Source organism: Mixta hanseatica, assembly GCF_023517775.1.
GTDB lineage: Bacteria > Pseudomonadota > Gammaproteobacteria > Enterobacterales > Enterobacteriaceae > Mixta > Mixta hanseatica.
On record NZ_CP082904.1, the window covers coordinates 4,101,722 to 4,119,978 of the forward strand.

The 18,257-nt window shown below is 53.1% G+C and carries 13 protein-coding genes; 10 read left to right on the top strand and 3 right to left on the bottom strand.

What is annotated here, in order from left to right; translation table 11 throughout:
- Window positions 1-139 precede the first annotated feature (139 nt).
- Both argE and ppc read left to right on the top strand, forming a co-directional pair.
- On the top strand, window positions 140-1,288 hold the full coding sequence (gene argE, locus K6958_RS19445; RefSeq protein WP_249892619.1) for an acetylornithine deacetylase: 1,149 nt from the start codon (window positions 140-142) through the stop codon (window positions 1,286-1,288).
- Window positions 1,289-1,531: 243 nt separating this feature from the next.
- The gene (gene ppc, locus K6958_RS19450; protein WP_249892620.1) at window positions 1,532-4,183 is read left to right on the top strand and encodes a phosphoenolpyruvate carboxylase; all 2,652 of its coding nucleotides are present in this window, start codon (window positions 1,532-1,534) and stop codon (window positions 4,181-4,183) included.
- 63 nt (window positions 4,184-4,246) lie between these two features.
- Here ppc and metF read toward each other — a convergent pair whose 3' ends face one another.
- Entirely contained in the window at window positions 4,247-5,149 is a 903-nt protein-coding gene (gene metF / locus K6958_RS19455; protein ID WP_249892621.1) for a methylenetetrahydrofolate reductase, read from the bottom strand.
- Window positions 5,150-5,632: 483 nt separating this feature from the next.
- Here metF and K6958_RS19460 point away from each other — a divergent pair, with 483 nt between their 5' ends.
- The 7 genes from K6958_RS19460 to K6958_RS19485 all read left to right on the top strand — a co-directional run bounded on the left by K6958_RS19460 (window position 5,633) and on the right by K6958_RS19485 (window position 13,937).
- On the top strand, window positions 5,633-7,333 hold the full coding sequence (locus K6958_RS19460; protein ID WP_249892622.1) for a type I secretion system permease/ATPase: 1,701 nt from the start codon (window positions 5,633-5,635) through the stop codon (window positions 7,331-7,333).
- Between the two features lie 45 nt (window positions 7,334-7,378).
- Window positions 7,379-8,722 (top strand): HlyD family type I secretion periplasmic adaptor subunit, encoded by a 1,344-nt coding sequence (locus K6958_RS19465; RefSeq protein WP_249892623.1) that lies wholly within the window; start codon window positions 7,379-7,381, stop codon window positions 8,720-8,722.
- A gap of 2 nt (window positions 8,723-8,724) precedes the next feature.
- Window positions 8,725-9,837, top strand: coding sequence for a TolC family outer membrane protein (locus tag K6958_RS19470; protein WP_491562426.1), 1,113 nt, complete (start codon window positions 8,725-8,727; stop codon window positions 9,835-9,837).
- Window positions 9,838-9,840: 3 nt separating this feature from the next.
- Window positions 9,841-10,089 carry a hypothetical protein gene (locus K6958_RS21390; protein WP_491562427.1) on the top strand — a complete coding sequence of 83 codons (249 nt, stop codon included), beginning with the start codon at window positions 9,841-9,843 and terminating at the stop codon, window positions 10,087-10,089.
- A gap of 99 nt (window positions 10,090-10,188) precedes the next feature.
- A complete protein-coding gene (locus tag K6958_RS19475) occupies window positions 10,189-11,406 on the top strand; it encodes a lipase (protein ID WP_249892624.1) in 1,218 nt (405 codons plus the stop codon).
- A gap of 56 nt (window positions 11,407-11,462) precedes the next feature.
- Window positions 11,463-11,930 (top strand): hypothetical protein, encoded by a 468-nt coding sequence (locus K6958_RS19480; RefSeq protein WP_249892625.1) that lies wholly within the window; start codon window positions 11,463-11,465, stop codon window positions 11,928-11,930.
- A gap of 255 nt (window positions 11,931-12,185) precedes the next feature.
- A complete protein-coding gene (locus K6958_RS19485) occupies window positions 12,186-13,937 on the top strand; it encodes a polyurethane esterase (protein ID WP_249892626.1) in 1,752 nt (583 codons plus the stop codon).
- A gap of 34 nt (window positions 13,938-13,971) precedes the next feature.
- On the opposite strand, the gene K6958_RS19490 is transcribed toward K6958_RS19485, so the two are convergent.
- Both K6958_RS19490 and metB read right to left on the bottom strand, forming a co-directional pair.
- On the bottom strand, window positions 13,972-16,407 hold the full coding sequence (locus tag K6958_RS19490) for a bifunctional aspartate kinase/homoserine dehydrogenase II (RefSeq protein ID WP_249892627.1): 2,436 nt from the start codon (window positions 16,405-16,407) through the stop codon (window positions 13,972-13,974).
- 3 nt (window positions 16,408-16,410) lie between these two features.
- The gene (gene metB / locus K6958_RS19495) at window positions 16,411-17,571 is read right to left on the bottom strand and encodes a cystathionine gamma-synthase (RefSeq protein WP_249892628.1); all 1,161 of its coding nucleotides are present in this window, start codon (window positions 17,569-17,571) and stop codon (window positions 16,411-16,413) included.
- A gap of 280 nt (window positions 17,572-17,851) precedes the next feature.
- Between metB and metJ the strand changes: the two genes are divergently transcribed.
- Window positions 17,852-18,169, top strand: a complete 318-nt coding sequence (metJ, locus tag K6958_RS19500) for a met regulon transcriptional regulator MetJ (protein WP_038629044.1) — start codon at window positions 17,852-17,854, stop codon at window positions 18,167-18,169.
- The last annotated feature ends 88 nt before the right edge of the window (window positions 18,170-18,257 follow it).

Here is an 18,257-nt window from a genome sequence, read left to right on the forward strand (position 1 = left end):
GCAGCCGTGTCGCCGCGCGCCCATAAAGTTTAACGTCAGTCAGCGGGTAAATTCGTTTCCCATCCCGCGCACGTTATTGTATTTTTATTCACTATTAATGCATGAATATTGATACATCCTAACTCAAGGACCGTCAACAGTGAAGACAAAATTACCGCCTTTTATCGAACTTTACCGCCAGCTAATAGCCACGCCATCCATCAGCGCCACCGATAGCGCGCTCGATCAGAGCAATGAAAGTTTAATCACTCTGCTGGCCGGCTGGTTCCGTGATTTAGGGTTCAGTGTGGAAGTGCAGCCGGTACCGGGAACGCGGCATAAATTCAATATGCTGGCTAAAAGCGGCGCAGGCGCAGGCGGCCTGTTACTGGCGGGACATACCGATACGGTTCCCTTTGATGATGGGCGCTGGACACGCGATCCTTTTACCCTCGCCGAGCATGACAACAAGCTGTACGGCCTCGGCACCGCAGATATGAAAGGGTTTTTCGCCTTTATTCTTGATGCGCTGCGGGATGTCGATATCAGCGCCTTCAAAAAACCGCTCTATATTCTCGCTACGGCGGATGAAGAAACCACGATGGCGGGCGCCAAATACTTTGCGGAATCCACCAGGCTGCGTCCGGACTGCGCAATTATTGGCGAACCGACATCGCTGAAGCCGGTGCGGGCGCATAAGGGTCATCTCTCTAACGCGATTCGCGTAGAGGGACAATCGGGCCACTCCAGCGATCCGGCGCGCGGCGTCAATGCTATCGAACTGATGCATGAAGCTATCGGTCATCTGATGCAGTTGCGTAATACGCTAAAAGAGCGTTATCACCATGACGGCTTTGCTATTCCTTATCCCACAATGAATTTCGGTCATATCCACGGCGGCGATGCGGCGAACCGCATTTGCGCCTGCTGTGAGTTGCATATGGATATTCGTCCGCTGCCGGGCCTGACGCTGAGCGATCTGGACGAACTGCTGAATGAGGCGCTGGCGCCGGTTAGCGTACGCTGGCCGGGCCGTTTGACGGTGGCCGAACTCCATCCTCCCATTCCAGGCTACGAATGCCCGCGTGAGCATCAGCTGGTTCAGGTGGTAGAAAAGCTGCTGGGTACGCCAACGGAAGTGGTGAATTATTGCACCGAAGCGCCCTTTATTCAGCAGCTGTGTCCCACGCTGGTATTAGGGCCGGGCTCCATTAATCAGGCGCATCAGCCAGACGAATTTATTGATATGGCATTTATTAAGCCGACGCGTGAGTTGATTGGACAGATGGTTAACCATTTTTGTCACTGATTGGCATCATTTGGGGCAATTCACTGCTAAAACGGTAAATTGCTCCTGCAAAATTTCAACTTTGCCGATAAGAATAACTTATCCCACTCCGCCCTTATGAAATTTCTTAAATTACCGGCAGTTACCCGCATGATGCGGCACGTTTTACGCAATTGACGAATGGTCAGTTACATGGCTAGATAAAAGGCGGCGTTATGCCCGCAAGGGTAAAAATTAAAAGACAAGAAGGGTGTCAGGGGTCATATGAACGAACAATATTCCGCAATGCGAAGTAATGTCAGTATGCTCGGCAAACTGCTCGGGGATACGATTAAGGATGCGCTGGGAGAAAACATCCTTGATCGGGTGGAAACCATCCGCAAACTCTCCAAGTCATCCCGCGCGGGAAATGACACTCATCGTCAGGAGCTGTTAACCACTTTACAGAATCTCTCCAATGACGAGTTATTACCGGTAGCACGCGCTTTCAGCCAGTTCCTCAACCTGACCAACGTGGCTGAACAATACCAGACCATTTCACCGAATGATGAAGGCGCTAACCATCCGGAACTGATGAAAAAAGCGTTCGAGCGTCTGAAGCAGCAGCCTGACCTGAACGAGACGGATATCCGTGAAGCGATTGAATCGCTTTCGCTGGAATTGGTCCTCACCGCCCATCCTACCGAAATTACACGCCGTACCCTGATTCATAAGCTGGTTGAGGTAAATACCTGTTTAAAACAGCTCGATCATAATGATATTTCTGACTATGACCGCAACCAGATTATGCGCCGCCTGCGTCAGCTGGTCGCGCAGGCATGGCATACCGATGAAATCCGTAAATATCGCCCTTCTCCTGTCGATGAAGCTAAATGGGGCTTTGCGGTGGTGGAAAACAGCCTGTGGGATGGCGTACCCAATTTTCTGCGCGAGCTGAATGAACAGGTCGAAGAAACCTTTGGTTATACCTTGCCGGTGGACTTTGTGCCGGTGCAGTTTACCTCATGGATGGGCGGCGACCGCGACGGCAACCCCAACGTCACCGCCAGCATCACCCATCATGTTCTGCAACTGAGCCGCTGGAAAGCCGCCGACCTTTTCCTGCGCGATATCGGCGTGCTGATATCCGAACTGTCGATGTCGGAATGTACCGACGAACTGCGCAAACTGTGTGGCGATCCGCAGGCACTGGAACCCTACCGCGAAATTTTAAAACGTCTGCGTACGCAGCTGATGACCACTCAGGCTTACCTGGAACGCCGTCTGAAAGGCGACCGCCTGCCGCGCCCCGAAGGGCTGCTGATTTCCAACGATCAGCTGTGGGAGCCGCTGTACGCCTGCTATCAATCGCTACAGGCGTGCGGCATGGGCATTATCGCCAACGGGCAACTGCTTGATACGCTGCGCCGGGTAAAATGCTTTGGCGTCCCGCTGGTACGTATCGATCTGCGTCAGGAAAGCACGCGTCATACCGAAGCGCTGGCGGAAGTCACGCGTTACCTTGGCCTGGGGGATTACGAAAGCTGGTCCGAAGCGGATAAGCAGGCGTTCCTGATCCGTGAACTGAATTCAAAACGTCCGCTACTGCCGCGTCAGTGGGAGCCGAGCGATGAGACGCGCGAAGTGCTGGATACCTGTCGCGTAGCGGCGGAAGCGCCGCGGGGTTCAATTGCCGCCTATGTCATTTCTATGGCGAAAACGCCTTCCGACGTGCTGGCGGTTCATCTGCTGCTGAAAGAGGCAGGCATTCCCTTTGCGCTGCCGGTAGCGCCGCTGTTTGAAACGCTGGACGATCTGAATAACGCCAATGATGTGATGTCGCAGCTGCTTAGCATCGACTGGTACCGCGGCTTTATTCAGGGCAAGCAGATGGTCATGATCGGCTATTCCGACTCGGCTAAAGATGCTGGCGTAATGGCCGCTTCCTGGGCGCAATACCAGGCGCAGGACGCGCTGATTAAAACCTGCGAAAAAGCGGGTATCGCCCTGACGCTGTTTCATGGCCGCGGCGGCACCATTGGACGCGGCGGCGCACCGGCGCAGGCGGCACTGCTTTCCCAGCCGCCCGGCAGCCTGAAGGGCGGCCTGCGCGTAACCGAACAGGGTGAAATGATCCGCTTTAAATACGGTCTGCCGGAAGTTGCCGTAGCCAGCCTGTCGCTCTATACCAGCGCCATTCTTGAAGCTAACCTGTTGCCGCCGCCGGAGCCGAAAAGCGAATGGCGCGACATTATGAATCAGCTCTCGGAAACCTCTTGCGCCATCTATCGCGGTTACGTACGCGAAAATCCGGATTTTGTGCCCTATTTCCGATCTGCCACGCCGGAGCTGGAATTAGGCAAACTGCCGCTGGGCTCGCGTCCCGCCAAACGTCGCCCTACCGGTGGGGTGGAATCCCTGCGCGCGATTCCGTGGATTTTCGCCTGGACACAAAACCGATTAATGCTGCCCGCCTGGCTGGGCGCGGGCGCCGCGCTACAGCAGGCGATGGATGAAGGGCATCAGGATCAGTTGGAAGCGATGTGCCACGACTGGCCTTTCTTCTCTACCCGTCTCGGCATGCTGGAAATGGTATTCTCGAAGGCCGACCTGTGGCTGGCGGAATATTACGATCAGCGTCTGGTAGATCCTTCCCTGTGGCCGCTGGGCCAACAGCTGCGCGATCGGCTGGAGGCGGATATTAAAGCGGTACTCACCATCGCCAATGATGCCCATCTAATGGCCGATGAGCCCTGGATCGCGGAATCTATCGCCCTGCGCAATGTTTATACTGACCCGCTTAATGTGTTGCAGGCGGAACTGCTGCACCGTTCGCGTGCGCAGGAAGCGAAAGGAGAAGAGCCAGATCCCTGTGTTGAGCAGGCGCTAATGGTTACCATTGCGGGCGTGGCGGCAGGTATGCGTAACACCGGTTAACGGCGACAAAAAAAGGCGCATCTCCTGAAGATGCGCCCTCTTAAACTTTCGTTTCGTAATTAATCAGGCAACCAGCTGCGCCGCCGGACGTACACCCAGCGTATGGCAAATGGCGTAGCTCATTTCAGCGCGGTTCAGCGTATAAAAGTGGAAGTCCTTCACGCCTTCCCGGCTGAGAATTTTCACCATATCCATCGCCACGTTGGCACCGACCATTTTGCGCGTTTCCGGATCGTCATCCAGCCCGGCGAACATGCTATTCATCCAGCCCGGCACCCGAACGTTGGTCATGGCGGCAAAGCGCTGCAGCTGCTTAAAGTTAGAAACCGGTAAAATCCCCGGCACGATTTCGACATCAATGCCGGTTGCTACGCAGCGGTCGCGAAAACGCAGATAGCTTTCCACATCGAAGAAAAACTGCGTAATGGCACGGTTTGCACCCGCATCAATTTTACGTTTCAGGTTAATCAAATCCGCCTGCGCGCTTTTCGCTTCCGGGTGGACTTCAGGATAAGCGGCAACGGAGATATCAAAGTCGCCTACCTCTTTCAGCAGCGCCACCAGATCGGTGGCGTACAGCTCCGGCTTACCGCCGCCCGGCGGCAGATCGCCGCGCAGCGCAACGATATGACGAATGCCGTTATTCCAGTAATCTTTAGCGATAGCGCGCAGCTCATCACGCGAGGCGTCAACGCAGGTCAGGTGCGGTGCCGCCTCAAGGCCGGTACGCTCTTTAATGCCTTTAATAATAGAGTGGGTGCGATCGCGTTCCCCTGAATTCGCGCCGTAGGTAACGGAAACGAACTTTGGCTTCAGGCTACTGAGCCGATCGATAGAACTCCACAGCGTCTCTTCCATTTCACTGGTACGCGGCGGAAAAAACTCAAATGACACATTAATCCGCCCGTTCAGTTCTGCCAGGCTCTGGTTCAGCGCTTCGCGCTGGTTGGCGTGAAAGAAACTCATATCCGCTTACCTTATCAATCGCTTAGGGGATGATGCGAGAGCACCGCTCCAAACATCTATACGTTTAGACGTCTATAGATCCATAAGATGCTATCCGGCTGGCTATTTGTCAATCAAAAAGCGGCTTAGCCGTCTTGAATTTCCTTCAGCGAGACATGAAAAAATGACAACTTCTTTTATCAGCCTGGCAGGAAAAGGAAAAACCAGGCGTTTTCTTTAGTAGAAAACTCTTAAAAACCCGGGTATTTCTGCAATGTAATCGGTTTACCTTAATTAAGTGTAAGTTCGCGTATTTAAATTCAAAGCATGATTGACGCTCCTTATCAATTAACTTAGATTTAAAATCAAGTAATCAAAGACAATTCGCATTGGGAAAAAATTATTTTGTAGTAATTTTCCTTATTTATTAAATATAACCAACCCAACTTTTTGAAAACAATGTCACTCTAGCCAGAGCATTTACTGCTTTAGGGAAAAAGCTCTATGCCCATATCTGCAACAACATTTATCAAATTTATATTTCAAAATCATAAAAAAGCCTTATGGTGTATTGCGCTGTTCTCCGCCATTATTAACCTGCTGGTATTAACCCCGTCTGTTTATATGTTACAGGTTTATGATCGCGTGCTACCATCACGTAATGAGATAACGCTGGTGATGTTAAGCATTATTGTTATTGGAGTGTTCGGCATTATTGCGCTGCTGGAATATTGTCGCAGTATGATTGCCATTTATATCAGTAAAAAAGTTGATCGCGAACTCAGCAACGCCGTCTATCAGGCCGCTTTTTACGCTAATCTTGGCCACCAAAAAAAGGACGCGGCGAATTACCTGAATGATGTCACCACGGTACGTCAGTTTTTTACCGGTAATGCTATCTTTGCTTTTATTGATGCGCCCTGGTTTCCCTTTTTTATTCTAATGATCTTCCTTTTTAATCCCTGGCTCGGCGCCTTTGCGCTTTTCGGCGCGGGGCTATTAATTATACTGGCTATCGTTAACCAGAGAATAACGCAGAAGCCGTTGGCCGAGGCGGGTAAAACCGCGCACCAGTCAGCTAATATCGCCGGGGCAAATTTACGTTATGCCAGCACTATCGAGGCAATGGGCATGCTGCCTGATTTTCAGCAGCGCTGGTGGAAGCTGCACAAAAAGTTTATCCAATTGCAGCAGCAGGCCAGTGAATATAATGGCAGCGTTACCGCTGTAACCCGCTTTGTGCGCATGTCTCTGCAGTCTCTGATTCTGGGTCTCGGCGGCTGGCTGGCTATCCGTGGCCAACTAACACCCGGCATGATGATTGCGGGTTCGATATTGCTGGGACGCGCTCTGGCACCAATTGAGCAACTGATTACCGCCTGGAAGCAGTGGGGCAATACGCAAAGCGCTCTGCTCAGGCTGGAGCAGTTGCTTACTGAATATCCTCCTCAGCCGGAAAAAATGGCCTTGCCTGCGCCAAAAGGCGCGATCTCGGTAGAAAAAGCGTCTCTTTACGCTGAGCAGGATGAGCAAAGCGCCATTCTCAGCCAAATCGACTTTCAGCTTGAGCCCGGCGATATCCTCGGCGTGATTGGCTCCAGCGCATCAGGTAAAAGTACCCTGGCCCGGCTGCTGGTCGGCATACAGCCCGCAAGCAGCGGCATCATTCGCTTCGACGGCGCTGATATTAATTACTGGAACAGAGCGCAACTGGGACCCGCCATCGGCTACCTTTCGCAGGAGGTGGAAATTTTTGCCGGCACTATTGCTGAAAATATCGCCCGCTTTGCCGAAGTCGATGCCGATCGTGTCATTGAAGCGGCCAAAAATGCCGGTGTGCATGAAATGATCCTGCGTTTGCCGGCCGGCTATGACACACCCGTTGGCAACGGCGGCATCGGTTTATCGGGCGGCCAGAAACAGCGTGTTGCGCTTGCCCGTGCGCTTTATGGCTCGCCTAAACTGCTGGTGCTTGATGAGCCTGATGCCAGTCTGGACGATCCCGGACTGATTGCGCTGGCGCAAGCGCTGGCCACCATGCAAAAGAAAAAAGCGACCATCGTACTGATTACCCACCGCATGCAGTTGCTGGCGCTGACCAGTAAAGTGCTGGTCATGCACGCCGGACAGGTACAACATTTTGGCGATACCCGTAGCGTGTTAAATAAATTAATGAAGCAGCCGGAAATAAAGCGCCCTGAATAAACGCAGGCATCTCAAATTATTCAGCTAAAGGATTAGCCTTTACCTATGGAAAAGAAAATTCCCCACAGCGGACTACCCTCGCCCGCCGATAAGCAACACGTCGCGCAAAAAAGCGAGCGTTATTTTCAACGTCTGGGCGTGCTTACTATTGTTATCGGCGTATTCGGCTTTTTGACCTGGGCGGCGCTCGCGCCGCTGGACAAAGGTGTTACCGCATCAGGCACGGTGATGGTTAACGGCAATCGTAAAACAGTGCAGTCGCCTGGCAACGGCATCGTGGCAAACGTTCTGGTCAGAGAGGGCGATATTGTCCAGGCGGGCGTGCCGCTGGTGGAATTAAGCCCAACCCAGGCCCGCGCGCGTTACGAGCAGTTCCGCGATAAATACCTGACCGCGCTGGCTACTCACGCCAGGTTAAAAGCGGAGCAGGCGGGCGTTAGCCGGCCCGTATTTCCCGATCTGTTACGTGATGAGGCCTGGCGCGTGCAGGGCGAATCGCTGATGACATTGCAGCAGGCTCTGCTTACTGCGCGCGTGCAGGCGTTGGCCAGTGAAATCAACAGTAACCGCCATAATCTGGCAGGACTGCAGTATCAAATACAAAGTATGGAGAGATCGCTGGCCTTAAAGCACAAACTCAATCATAGCCTGCGTCAACAGCTTAACGATATGCGCGCGCTGGCAAATGAAAACGTCCTGCCGCGTAACCGCTACCGGGAACTGGAGCGACAGCAGCATGACGTCCAAAGCCAAATCGAAGAGTTGAGCGGGCAAATTAATATCAACCAAGAGAAACGGCAGGAAAGCGAACAGCGTATCAAACAGATCGAGGCGGAATACTATAAAGACGTAAATAGCCAGCTGGCCAAAACCAGAATGGAAATAGACGATTTTGAAAAGAATATGCAAATCGCTCGCTACGATTTAGATAACACCCATATCACTGCCCCGGTTTCCGGCACCGTTATGGCGCTTAACGTACTCACGCCGGGCAGTGTACTTTCTGCTGGCGAAGCGCTGATGGATATAGTGCCGCGCGATACGCCGCTGGTTATTAAGGCGCAGGTCAGCGCGACGTTAATCGATAAAGTGTATCCACAGCTGACGGTAAATATGATGTTTATTGCGCTGAACCAAAATAAAACGCCGGTTATACCCGGTTACGTCACGCAGGTATCGCCCGACAGGCTGGAAGATCAAAAAAGCGGTGAAAGCTATTACGAAATTCAGGTTGCCGTCACGGATGAAGGCAGACAGCTGCTGAAAAACGCAGATATCCGCCCAGGGATGCCGGTAAGCGTGTTGATTAAAACTGGATCGCGTTCGCTGTTGAGCTATCTGTTTAAACCGGTTCTGGATCGTGCCCAAACCGCATTCACGGAGGAATAAACATGCGGCATAAGATTATGGCTTCGCTATTCTGCTCTTCGCTGCTGTGCCTGCCGGCATACGCGGTAGGTATTTGGGATGTTTATCTGCTCGCGCAGCAAAAAGATCCGGTATTGCAGTCGGCATGGCAGGAAAAACTGGCGGGACAGGAGGATGAAAAGCTGGGCCAGGCGGGTTTGCTGCCTTCACTTTCGCTGACCTGGCAGAGCGGCTTAAAAAACTGGCAAACCAGCCAGTCACGCCAAAGCAAAGGATTGTTTAGCCGCGAAACCCATATGGTTACCACTCATCGGCAATATCAATCGCAAAGCGGCACCCTGAGGCTGACGCAGCCGTTGTTCGATTATAGCGCCTGGGCGCGTTATCAGATGGGCATTGCGCAAAGTCTGATGGCGGATGCGAACTGGCGCGCAAAATTTTCTGAACTCGCCGTCAGGGTGGTTAATAGTTATCTGGACCTGATGACCGCGCAGGATAAAGTGACGCTGGTTAATGAACAGCTGGCGGCCTGGCGTCAGCAGCTCACACACAACCAACGGATGCTGCGCACCGGCGAAGGCACCATTACCGAGGTGGCGGAAACCGAATCTCAGCTGGCGTTATCGGAAACCGAACAGATCGCGGCGCTGGATGAGCAAGCTCATGCCCGGCGCATGCTGGAAAGCCTGACGGGACAGCGCATCACCTCCCTCTCTCAGCTGGATAAACTCACGGCAGGAGCTTTCAAGCCCGTCGAGCTGGTGCCGACGCGCTTCGAGCAATGGCAGCAGATGGCGCTGCGGGACAACGCCGAGCTGGCCGCTTCCCAACAGCAGATACAGGTCAACCATTATCAAACTGAACAGCAACGCGCCGCTTTTTTTCCACAGATACAGCTATATGCTTCCCATGGGTTGAACAAATCCTCTACCGACAGCACTATCGATCAACGCTCTGAAACCAGCAGCATCGGCATTCAGCTAAATTATTCTGTTTATAGCGGTGGATACAGCAGCGCGGCGGTGAGACAGGCCAGCGCTTTATATAACAAAAGCAAATATGATTTAGAAAGCAATACCTGGAACACGCTGAATAATCTGCATAGCGCCTTTAATCAATGCCGCAGTGCGGAATAGCGGTTGGCGGCCTACGAAAAAGCGGTTCAGAGCGCCGTATTGCAGGTTAAGACCATACGACAGGGTATTATCGCCGGGCAACGTTCTAATCTCGACTTGCTTAACGCCGAGCGTCAACGCTACAAGGCACGCCTTGAACTGAGCGAAGAAAAATATCGCTATATTCGTGCCTGGATAACATTGCTCTATCATTCCGGCCAGCTTAACCCGGCTAAAATACACGAAATATCCCAATACTTCATTGCCGCCTGATAGCAAGAATAACCCAAATGATACTCACTTAAGGAGGAAAAAAACCGAGCACTGCATTTAATTACCGCTAATTTAATTCTATTTTTATAAGGGATATTTATGAGTATATTTTCATACCGGGACTTTGACGAAAAAACATTAATGGAAGACACACTGGTAATGTTGAAATATATCAACGAAACCTGCGGCGGCGTCGAATCCGGTTTTCAACAGGCTGCGGAAGAAAGCGGCTGGAAAGTCCTCAACGGCAATGATATCGGCTTCTCCGGTCTTTCCGGCTCGCATGATGAATTTTACGGCGAAGTGCTGGCGCTGCTTACCTCGCAGGTCAATATTATGGGGAAATATGATGAGGGCGGTAAGCTGACCGGCGTCGGGATTTATTTCTGGGGTACCGGCGCCGCTGCCGATGACGAGTTCGGCTGGTTGCATATGATAGGCGACGGCCTGGCTGATATTGCTGTCGCCCTGGGCGAATCGGGCATTTCTAACGGCTATATCCTCACTGCCTTTGACAACCTGCTGACCCGCGTAGCGGAATTTGCTCAGGAAAACGGCCTGACCGGACGCGATGTGCTGATTTCCGGCCATAGTATGGGCGGCATGGGCGTCAACAGCATGGCGTCCGCCTCCAGCCAGGGCGCCTGGGGCGGCTTTTACGAGGACTCCGCCTACATCGCCACCGCTTCGCCGACACAAAACCAGCTGGATGATAAAGTTTTGAATCTGGGGCTGGAAAACGATCCGGTTTATCGTGTTCTGGAAGGGGATAACATCACTAATGATACGCTCATTGCGCATGACAAACCGCTGGACACCTGCGCCAATAATCTGGTGGCTTTCAATGATTTTTATACCAGTAACCCTTTGCTCTCTTTATTAAACATAGCAAGCTGGGCCAACGGTCACGGTATGGATTGGTATATTAACGCCTTTGAGAAGCTGCTGAATTCCGCTTTCTATGAAATGACCAACCTGAACTCCACTATTATTACGGCGCAACTTTCCGATGAAATGCGGGAAACCACCTGGGTAGAAGATCTGAACTACAACGCGCTTGCCCATACCGGCCCCACCTTTATCCTCGGCAGCGATAAGGCGGATCTGATTGCCGGCGGCAGGGGTATTGACTACCTGGAAGGGTTCGGCGGCGACGATATCTTCCGCGACGCGGGCGGTTTTAACATCATCAGGGGCGGTGAAGGTCAGGATCAGTTCGATCTGCAGGGCGAGATCAGTAAAACCTCTATCGCCAGGCGGGCGGCATTACCTTTATTAAAGGAGCCGACGGCGGCATCACGCTGCTGCAGGATGTAGAAACTATCAAGGAGACTTACTTTAGCTGGTTTGAATTTAAAGATATCACCTATTCCGTGACCAGCAACGGGCTGGAAGTAGACGGCAAAGTCGCGCTGGGCTACGCCAATGCCGTACATGCTGATGCCACCGGCAACAGCGAAATCTTCGCCCCGGAGAACGGCGGCTTTTATCACAATGCCACCAGCTGGCTGTTCAGCTATGCGGGCGACGCCGTGATGCACGGCTCTCACAGCGATGACGTGTTTGTCAGCGGCATCGGCGATGATGTCATGTACGCCAACGGCGGTCAGGATATTTTCCTGTTCGCCAGCGAGCACTTCGGCGATAACACCATCTATCAGTTTGGTCATGACGATAAGCTGGCGATCCTGGGCAATAAAACCATCAATGCCAACGGCAATTACCTGGATTATCTGTCGGAATGCGATGAGGGTTTGCTGTTCACCTGCGGCGACAGCACTATTACGCTGGTGGGTTTAACGCTTGATCAGGTGCATGAAAGCCAGTTCGTGCTGGCATAAATATAAATCCGTTTCAACAGTAAAAGGTTTTATTCTACCCACGGGAACCCTCTGCCGCGGTTAGCTATTTTTTTGCTTTTTTTGCTGAATGCCTGATAAAGGGTCGTCAAATAACCCTCCTTTAATCGCCAGGATACATCAGCCATTTTTTATTTTTATTACCCGGAGGAAGCCATCTTTAAACCAATAAAAAGCGAATAACAATATCAGCCATAAATAACATGCATTCATTAAACTTTAGAAAAGGATATTCAAGTGGGTATATTTGACTATAAGCAACAAGAAAATAAATCATTAATTAACGACGCGCTGATTCTCAATGCTTATAGCACTGAGCTTTCTGGTTTTAGCCTGGGCGAGTCATATGAGGAAATGGCAGGGAAAGCGGGCTGGAAGCTGCTTAATGCCGAGACGCTGGGCTATAGCGGCAGCTGCGATCAGCACGATATATTTAACGGTGAAAATCCCTTTTACTGGTCTTCGCAGGTTAATGTATTCGGTAAATATGACGCAACTGGCGCGCTGGTTTCGATTGGCGTCTGCTACTGGGGAACCGGTGATGTTATTGACTCGCCCACCGCGAGTGAAAACACGCTGACGGACACTATCCATGACTTATTAATAGTCGTAGACGGCTTTGCCGAAAACTATGTGAAGAACGCGTTTGGCGATCTATTAAGCCGCATTGCTGACTTTGCTACGGAAAATGGTTTAGCCGGTGAAGATGTGCTGTTTAGCGGAATGAGTCTCGGCGGTATGGCGGTGAACAGCACCGCGATGGCATCGGCTAACAATGCCTGGGATGGTTTTTATGAGGATGCCAACTATATCGCTATCTCTTTTCCGGTTCAGAATACCTATGATGATAAAGTATTAAATATTGGCTGCGAAAACGATCCGGTTTATCGCGCGCTGGAAGGCATATCGATTAATTTCCCTGACTCCTTCCTCGCTCATGATAAGCCTCTTGAGACCTGCGTGAATAATCTGGTGATGTTTAATGACTTTTACGCCGCCAATGATTTTACCCTGTTCTCAATTGCCGGGCAGATGTGGGGAACCTGGGCGGGCCATGATGCAGCAGACTATGTAGAAGGATTGCGTATCGCCCTCAATTCAAGCTTTTATGATACAACGCATAAAGATTCTACGGTTATCGTTTCCCGCATGTCCGATGAAATGCGGGAAACCACCTGGGTAGAAGATCTGAACCGTTTTGCCCAACCGCACGAAGGTCCTACCTTTATCCTCGGCAGCGAAAAGGCGGACCTGATTGCTGGCGGCAGCGGTATTGACTACCTGGAAGGGTTCGGCGGCGACGATATCTTCCGCGACGCGGGCGGCTTTAACATCATTATGGGCGGTGAAGGTTATGATCGATTAGAACTGGGCGGTGAGATCAGTAAAACCTCTATCGCCCAGGCGGGCGGCATTACCTTTATTAAAGGGGCCGACGGCGGCATCACGCTGCTGCAGGATGTAGAGGTCATTCAGGAAACCTACTGGAACTGGTTTGAATTTAAAAATATTAACTATTCCGTGACCAGCAACGGGCTGGAAGTAGACGGCAAAGTCGCGCTGGGCTACGCCAATGCCGTACATGCTGATGCCACCGGCAACAGCGAAATCTTCGCCCCGGAGAACGGCGGCTTTTATCACAATGCCACCAGCTGGCTGTTCAGCTATGCGGGCGACGCCGTGATGCACGGCTCTCACAGCGATGACGTGTTTGTCAGCGGCATCGGCGATGATGTCATGTACGCCAACGGCGGTCAGGATATTTTCCTGTTCGCCAGCGAGCACTTCGGCGATAACACCATCTATCAGTTTGGTCATGACGATAAGCTGGCGATCCTGGGCAATAAAACCATCAATGCCAACGGCAATTACCTGGATTATCTGTCGGAATGCGATGAGGGTTTGCTGTTCACCTGCGGCGACAGCAGTATTACGCTGGTGGGTTTAACGCTTGATCAAGTGCATGAAAGCCAGTTCGTACTGGCATAAAAACAACGGGTGGCTCAGGCCACCCGTTTTAGCATTACAGCAACTGCGCCAGCCGATTAATATCAGACTGAATCGCGCCAGCCGTGACGTCGCGTCCGGCACCCGGCCCGCGGATAACCAGCGGATTATCACGATACCAGCGGCTTTCGATGGCAAAAACATTATCGCACGGCAGCAGAGCCGCCAGCGGATGTTCAGGCCGCACCGCCTCGATGCCGACACGCGCTTTGCCGTTAGCATCAAAACGCGCGACGTAGCGCAACACCAATCCCATCTCTTGCGCGGCTTCCAGACGCTGGAGCATCTGCTCGTTTAACGCATCGCTGTTTTCGAAGAAGTGATCCACAGAGCCTTGCTCACAGTCCGCTGGCACCAGCGACTCGACGCGTACCTGATCCGGCTCGATATCGTAACCCGCCTCACGCGCCAGGATCACCAGCTTACGCATCACATCTTGCCCGGAGAGATCGACGCGCGGGTCCGGCTCGGTTAAGCCCTGCTGCCACGCCTGATCCACCAGCTCGCTAAACGGCACCGTGCCGTCAAACTGCAGGAAAAGCCAGGAGAGCGTGCCGGAGAAAATCCCGCTGATGGAAAGAATGCTGTCGCCGCTTTCCCGCAGATCGCGCACCGTATGGTTGACCGGCAGACCGGCGCCCACCGTGGCGTTATATAGCCAATGGCGTCCGGTTTTGGCAAACGCGTCGCGGATCTGACGCCACTGATAGCTGCCTGAGGCGCCGGCGACTTTATTGGCGCTAATCACATGAAAACCGTGGCTGGCGAAATCCAGGTACTGCCCAGCCAGCGCTTCGCTGGCGGTAACGTCCAACACCACAAGGTCATCATAAGGGTGCGCCCGCATCCACAGAAAGAGAGACTCTTCATCCTGCGCGACCGCTTCATCTTCAAAGAAGGCCAGCGCACGGCTGGCATCCACTCCTTCATAGCTCAGCAGGCTGCGACGGCTGTCCACCACGCCCGCCAGGACAAACTCGAAGCCGGTACGGGCCGACAGATTTTTTTGCTCGCGGGCAAACAGCTCCAGCCAGCGTGAACCGATATTTCCTTTACCAAACAGCATCAGGCCGATGCGTTTTTCTGCACGGAACAGCGACTGGTGCAGACCCTGCACCAAATGCTCCGTTGGACCCACACGCAGTACCGCCACCAGGCTGATCTTATCTTCCGACTGCCAGATAAACTCTACCGGCTGATCGTTGATTTGTTGCCAAAAGCGGTGGCTGTGCAGCGGATTGCGGCCGACACCCGCCCCTACCAGCGCCACCAGCGCCAGCCCTTCGCGCAGCTGCAGATGGCCCGGCAGGCCGGCATCCTGCAACAGATCAAAAACGCTGTTGACGACTTCGGAGGTATAACAGAGTTGCAGCAGGTTGCGATCGCTATGAACGCCCATCGCCAGCGGGCGAAGCTGCGCGCGCTTCAGCAGATGATCGACCTCTTTATGCAGCGCCGTGAAATCGTGCTGCGCAGAAACTTCAATATCAATCAGGCATACATCATCATGGCTGGTGACGATACGTGCACCGGTGCCGGAAGCCAGCACGCGCTCAATGCGCGTCGATCCCTGCTCTGGCTGATAGCTGCAGCGCAGCTGCAAATCGATATCGCTGTTGGAAACCGGCTGCAGCGTGCGGGCATGTAACACCGGCGCCGCCAGACGCGCCAGCTCGCTGGCTTCGTCCAGGCGCAGCAGCGGCAACAGGCAGGCATCTTTAACTTTACGCGGGTCGGCGCTGTACACCCCGGCGACATCGCTCCAGATGGTGACGCGGCTTACGCCCGCCAGCGCACCGATTTGCGTGGCGGAATAGTCGGAACCATTACGTCCCAACAGCACGGTTTCACCGGCGTCATTACGGCAGATAAAACCGGTAACCACCAGGCGTTGATGTCCATGTTGCGCCATCAGCTGCTGTAACAGCGGCCAGGATTTGCCTTCATCCACCTGCGGCTGCGCCGCGCGCTCGGCGCGTAAAAACTCACGGGCATCCAGCCAGCAGGCTTCCAAATCGCGCTGCTGTAGCACCGCCGCCATCAGCCGCGCCGACCAGATTTCGCCGTGCCCCACCACCTCAGCGTAAACGGCATCGGTGATTTTTCCATCCAGCAACGCCGCCAGGCGCTCCAGATCCTGAATAAAACGGCTCAGCAACGGCTGAGCTAACGCCGGCGACAACAGGCCGTTGATCAGGTCGGACTGATAACGACGCAGGCTCTGCTGCACCTGATGGGCCGACAGGCGATCGTTCTGGCTCAGCTTCAGCCAGCTAATCAGTTGGTTCGTGGTGCTGCCCGCGGCGGAAACCACCATTACATCACCCGGCTGACTGTAATCGGCCATAATGCCCGCGACACGCTGATAACAGCTAACATCGGCGAGACTGCTGCCGCCAAATTTATGCAGCTGTCTGCTGTGCGGCGCGCCCGCTGCGGCTGAAATACTCATCTTTTAATCCTCGGCTGCGATCCGGAATGCATTATCCAGATCGGCGATTAAATCTTCATGATCCTCTATCCCAACCGACACGCGCAGTAAGGTATCGGAAATCCCCGCCGCCGCACGCGCTTCCGCCGACATCCCGGCATGAGTCATAGTGGCGGTATGGGAAATCAAGCTTTCTACTCCTCCCAGCGATTCCGCGAGGGTAAATAATTCCAGCGCTTTCAGGAAACGGCGCAGACGCTGTTCGTCGCCGTCGAGCTCAAAACTTAACATGGCGCCAAAGCCGCGCTGTTGACGTACCGCATGCTGATGGCCCGGGTTTTGCGGCAAAGAAGGATGATACAGTTTTTTCACCAGCGGCTGCTGCTGCAAATAGTCCACAATCGCCAGCGCATTACGCTGCGCCGCTGCCATCCGCGGGCCCAGAGTTCGCATTCCGCGCAGCAGTAGATAGCTGTCGAAAGCAGAACCGGTTACGCCAATATTGTTCGCCCACCAGGCGAGTTCGGTCGCTACCGCCGCATCTTTAGCGATCACTGCACCGGCGACCACATCAGAGTGGCCATTAAGGTATTTAGTGCAGGAATGCACCACCAAATCGGCCCCCAGCGCCAGCGGGTTTTGCAGCGCCGGGCTTAAAAAGGTGTTATCCACCACGCTCACTGCGCCGGCGGCACGCGCAGCCTGACAAATCGCGGCGATATCCACCACGCGCAGCAGCGGATTGCTGGGGCTTTCCACCAGCACCAGCTTCGGCTGTTCAGCCAGCGCCGCCTGCAACGCCTCGGCATCGCCCTGATCGACAAACTTCACGCGATAGGCGCCGCGCTTGCTTTGGCTGTCGAACAGACGATAGCTGCCGCCGTAACAGTCATGGGGCGCGACCAACAGATCGCCAGGCTTCAGAAACAGCGTACAGACCAGATGAATAGCGGACATACCGGTGTTGGTCATGACTGCGCCGGCACCGCCTTCCAGTTCGGCCAGCGCCCGCTGCACCACGTCACGCGTAGGATTACCACGACGCGAATAGTCATGGGCGCGAGGCTGATTGAAATCAGTGAAGTTATAGGTGCTGGAAAGGTGAATCGGAGGGACAACGCAGCCATACTGCTGATCATCATTCAAACCGCTGCGCACTGCGATGGTTGCCTGTTTACGCGTCATAGTGCTTACTGTTCCTGAAAGGCCCTGAAAGAAGGCTAACAGGATAACATTAGTCCAGTAGACGTCAATACATCTGGACATCTAAATGTCTTTGCGTATAGATTGAGCAAATGTGCAATAACCGCTAAAATTGCAGTGAATTGCCTTCTGCTGCCAACGCAAGCCACGAAAAATCAGCGAAGTTACGTATTAAATGCTGACATTGATTAGTGAGGCGTGGAAATATCGGGCATAATTGGCTGATTTTCGACAATTTAACTTTTAAAAATTAAGGTAACTCATGGCTGAATGGAATGGCGAATATATCAGCCCTTATGCTGAGCACGGTAAGAAGAGCGAGCAGGTCAAAAAAATTACCGTGTCTATTCCGCTGAAAGTACTGAAAATCCTGACAGATGAACGTACGCGCCGCCAGGTAAACAATCTGCGTCATGCCACTAACAGCGAGCTGTTATGCGAAGCATTTCTGCATGCCTTTACCGGCCAGCCGCTGCCGGACGACGTTGATCTGCGCAAAGAGCGCAGCGATGAAATTCCGGAAGAGGCGAAGAAGATTATGCGTGAGCTGGGTAAAGATCCCGATACCTGGGAATATTGATACGCTGTTTTTTGCGCATAAAAAAACCCAGCCGAAGCTGGGTTTTTTCTTGCATCCGCTCCGTCGAATAACGGTAGCGTCTGCCGGG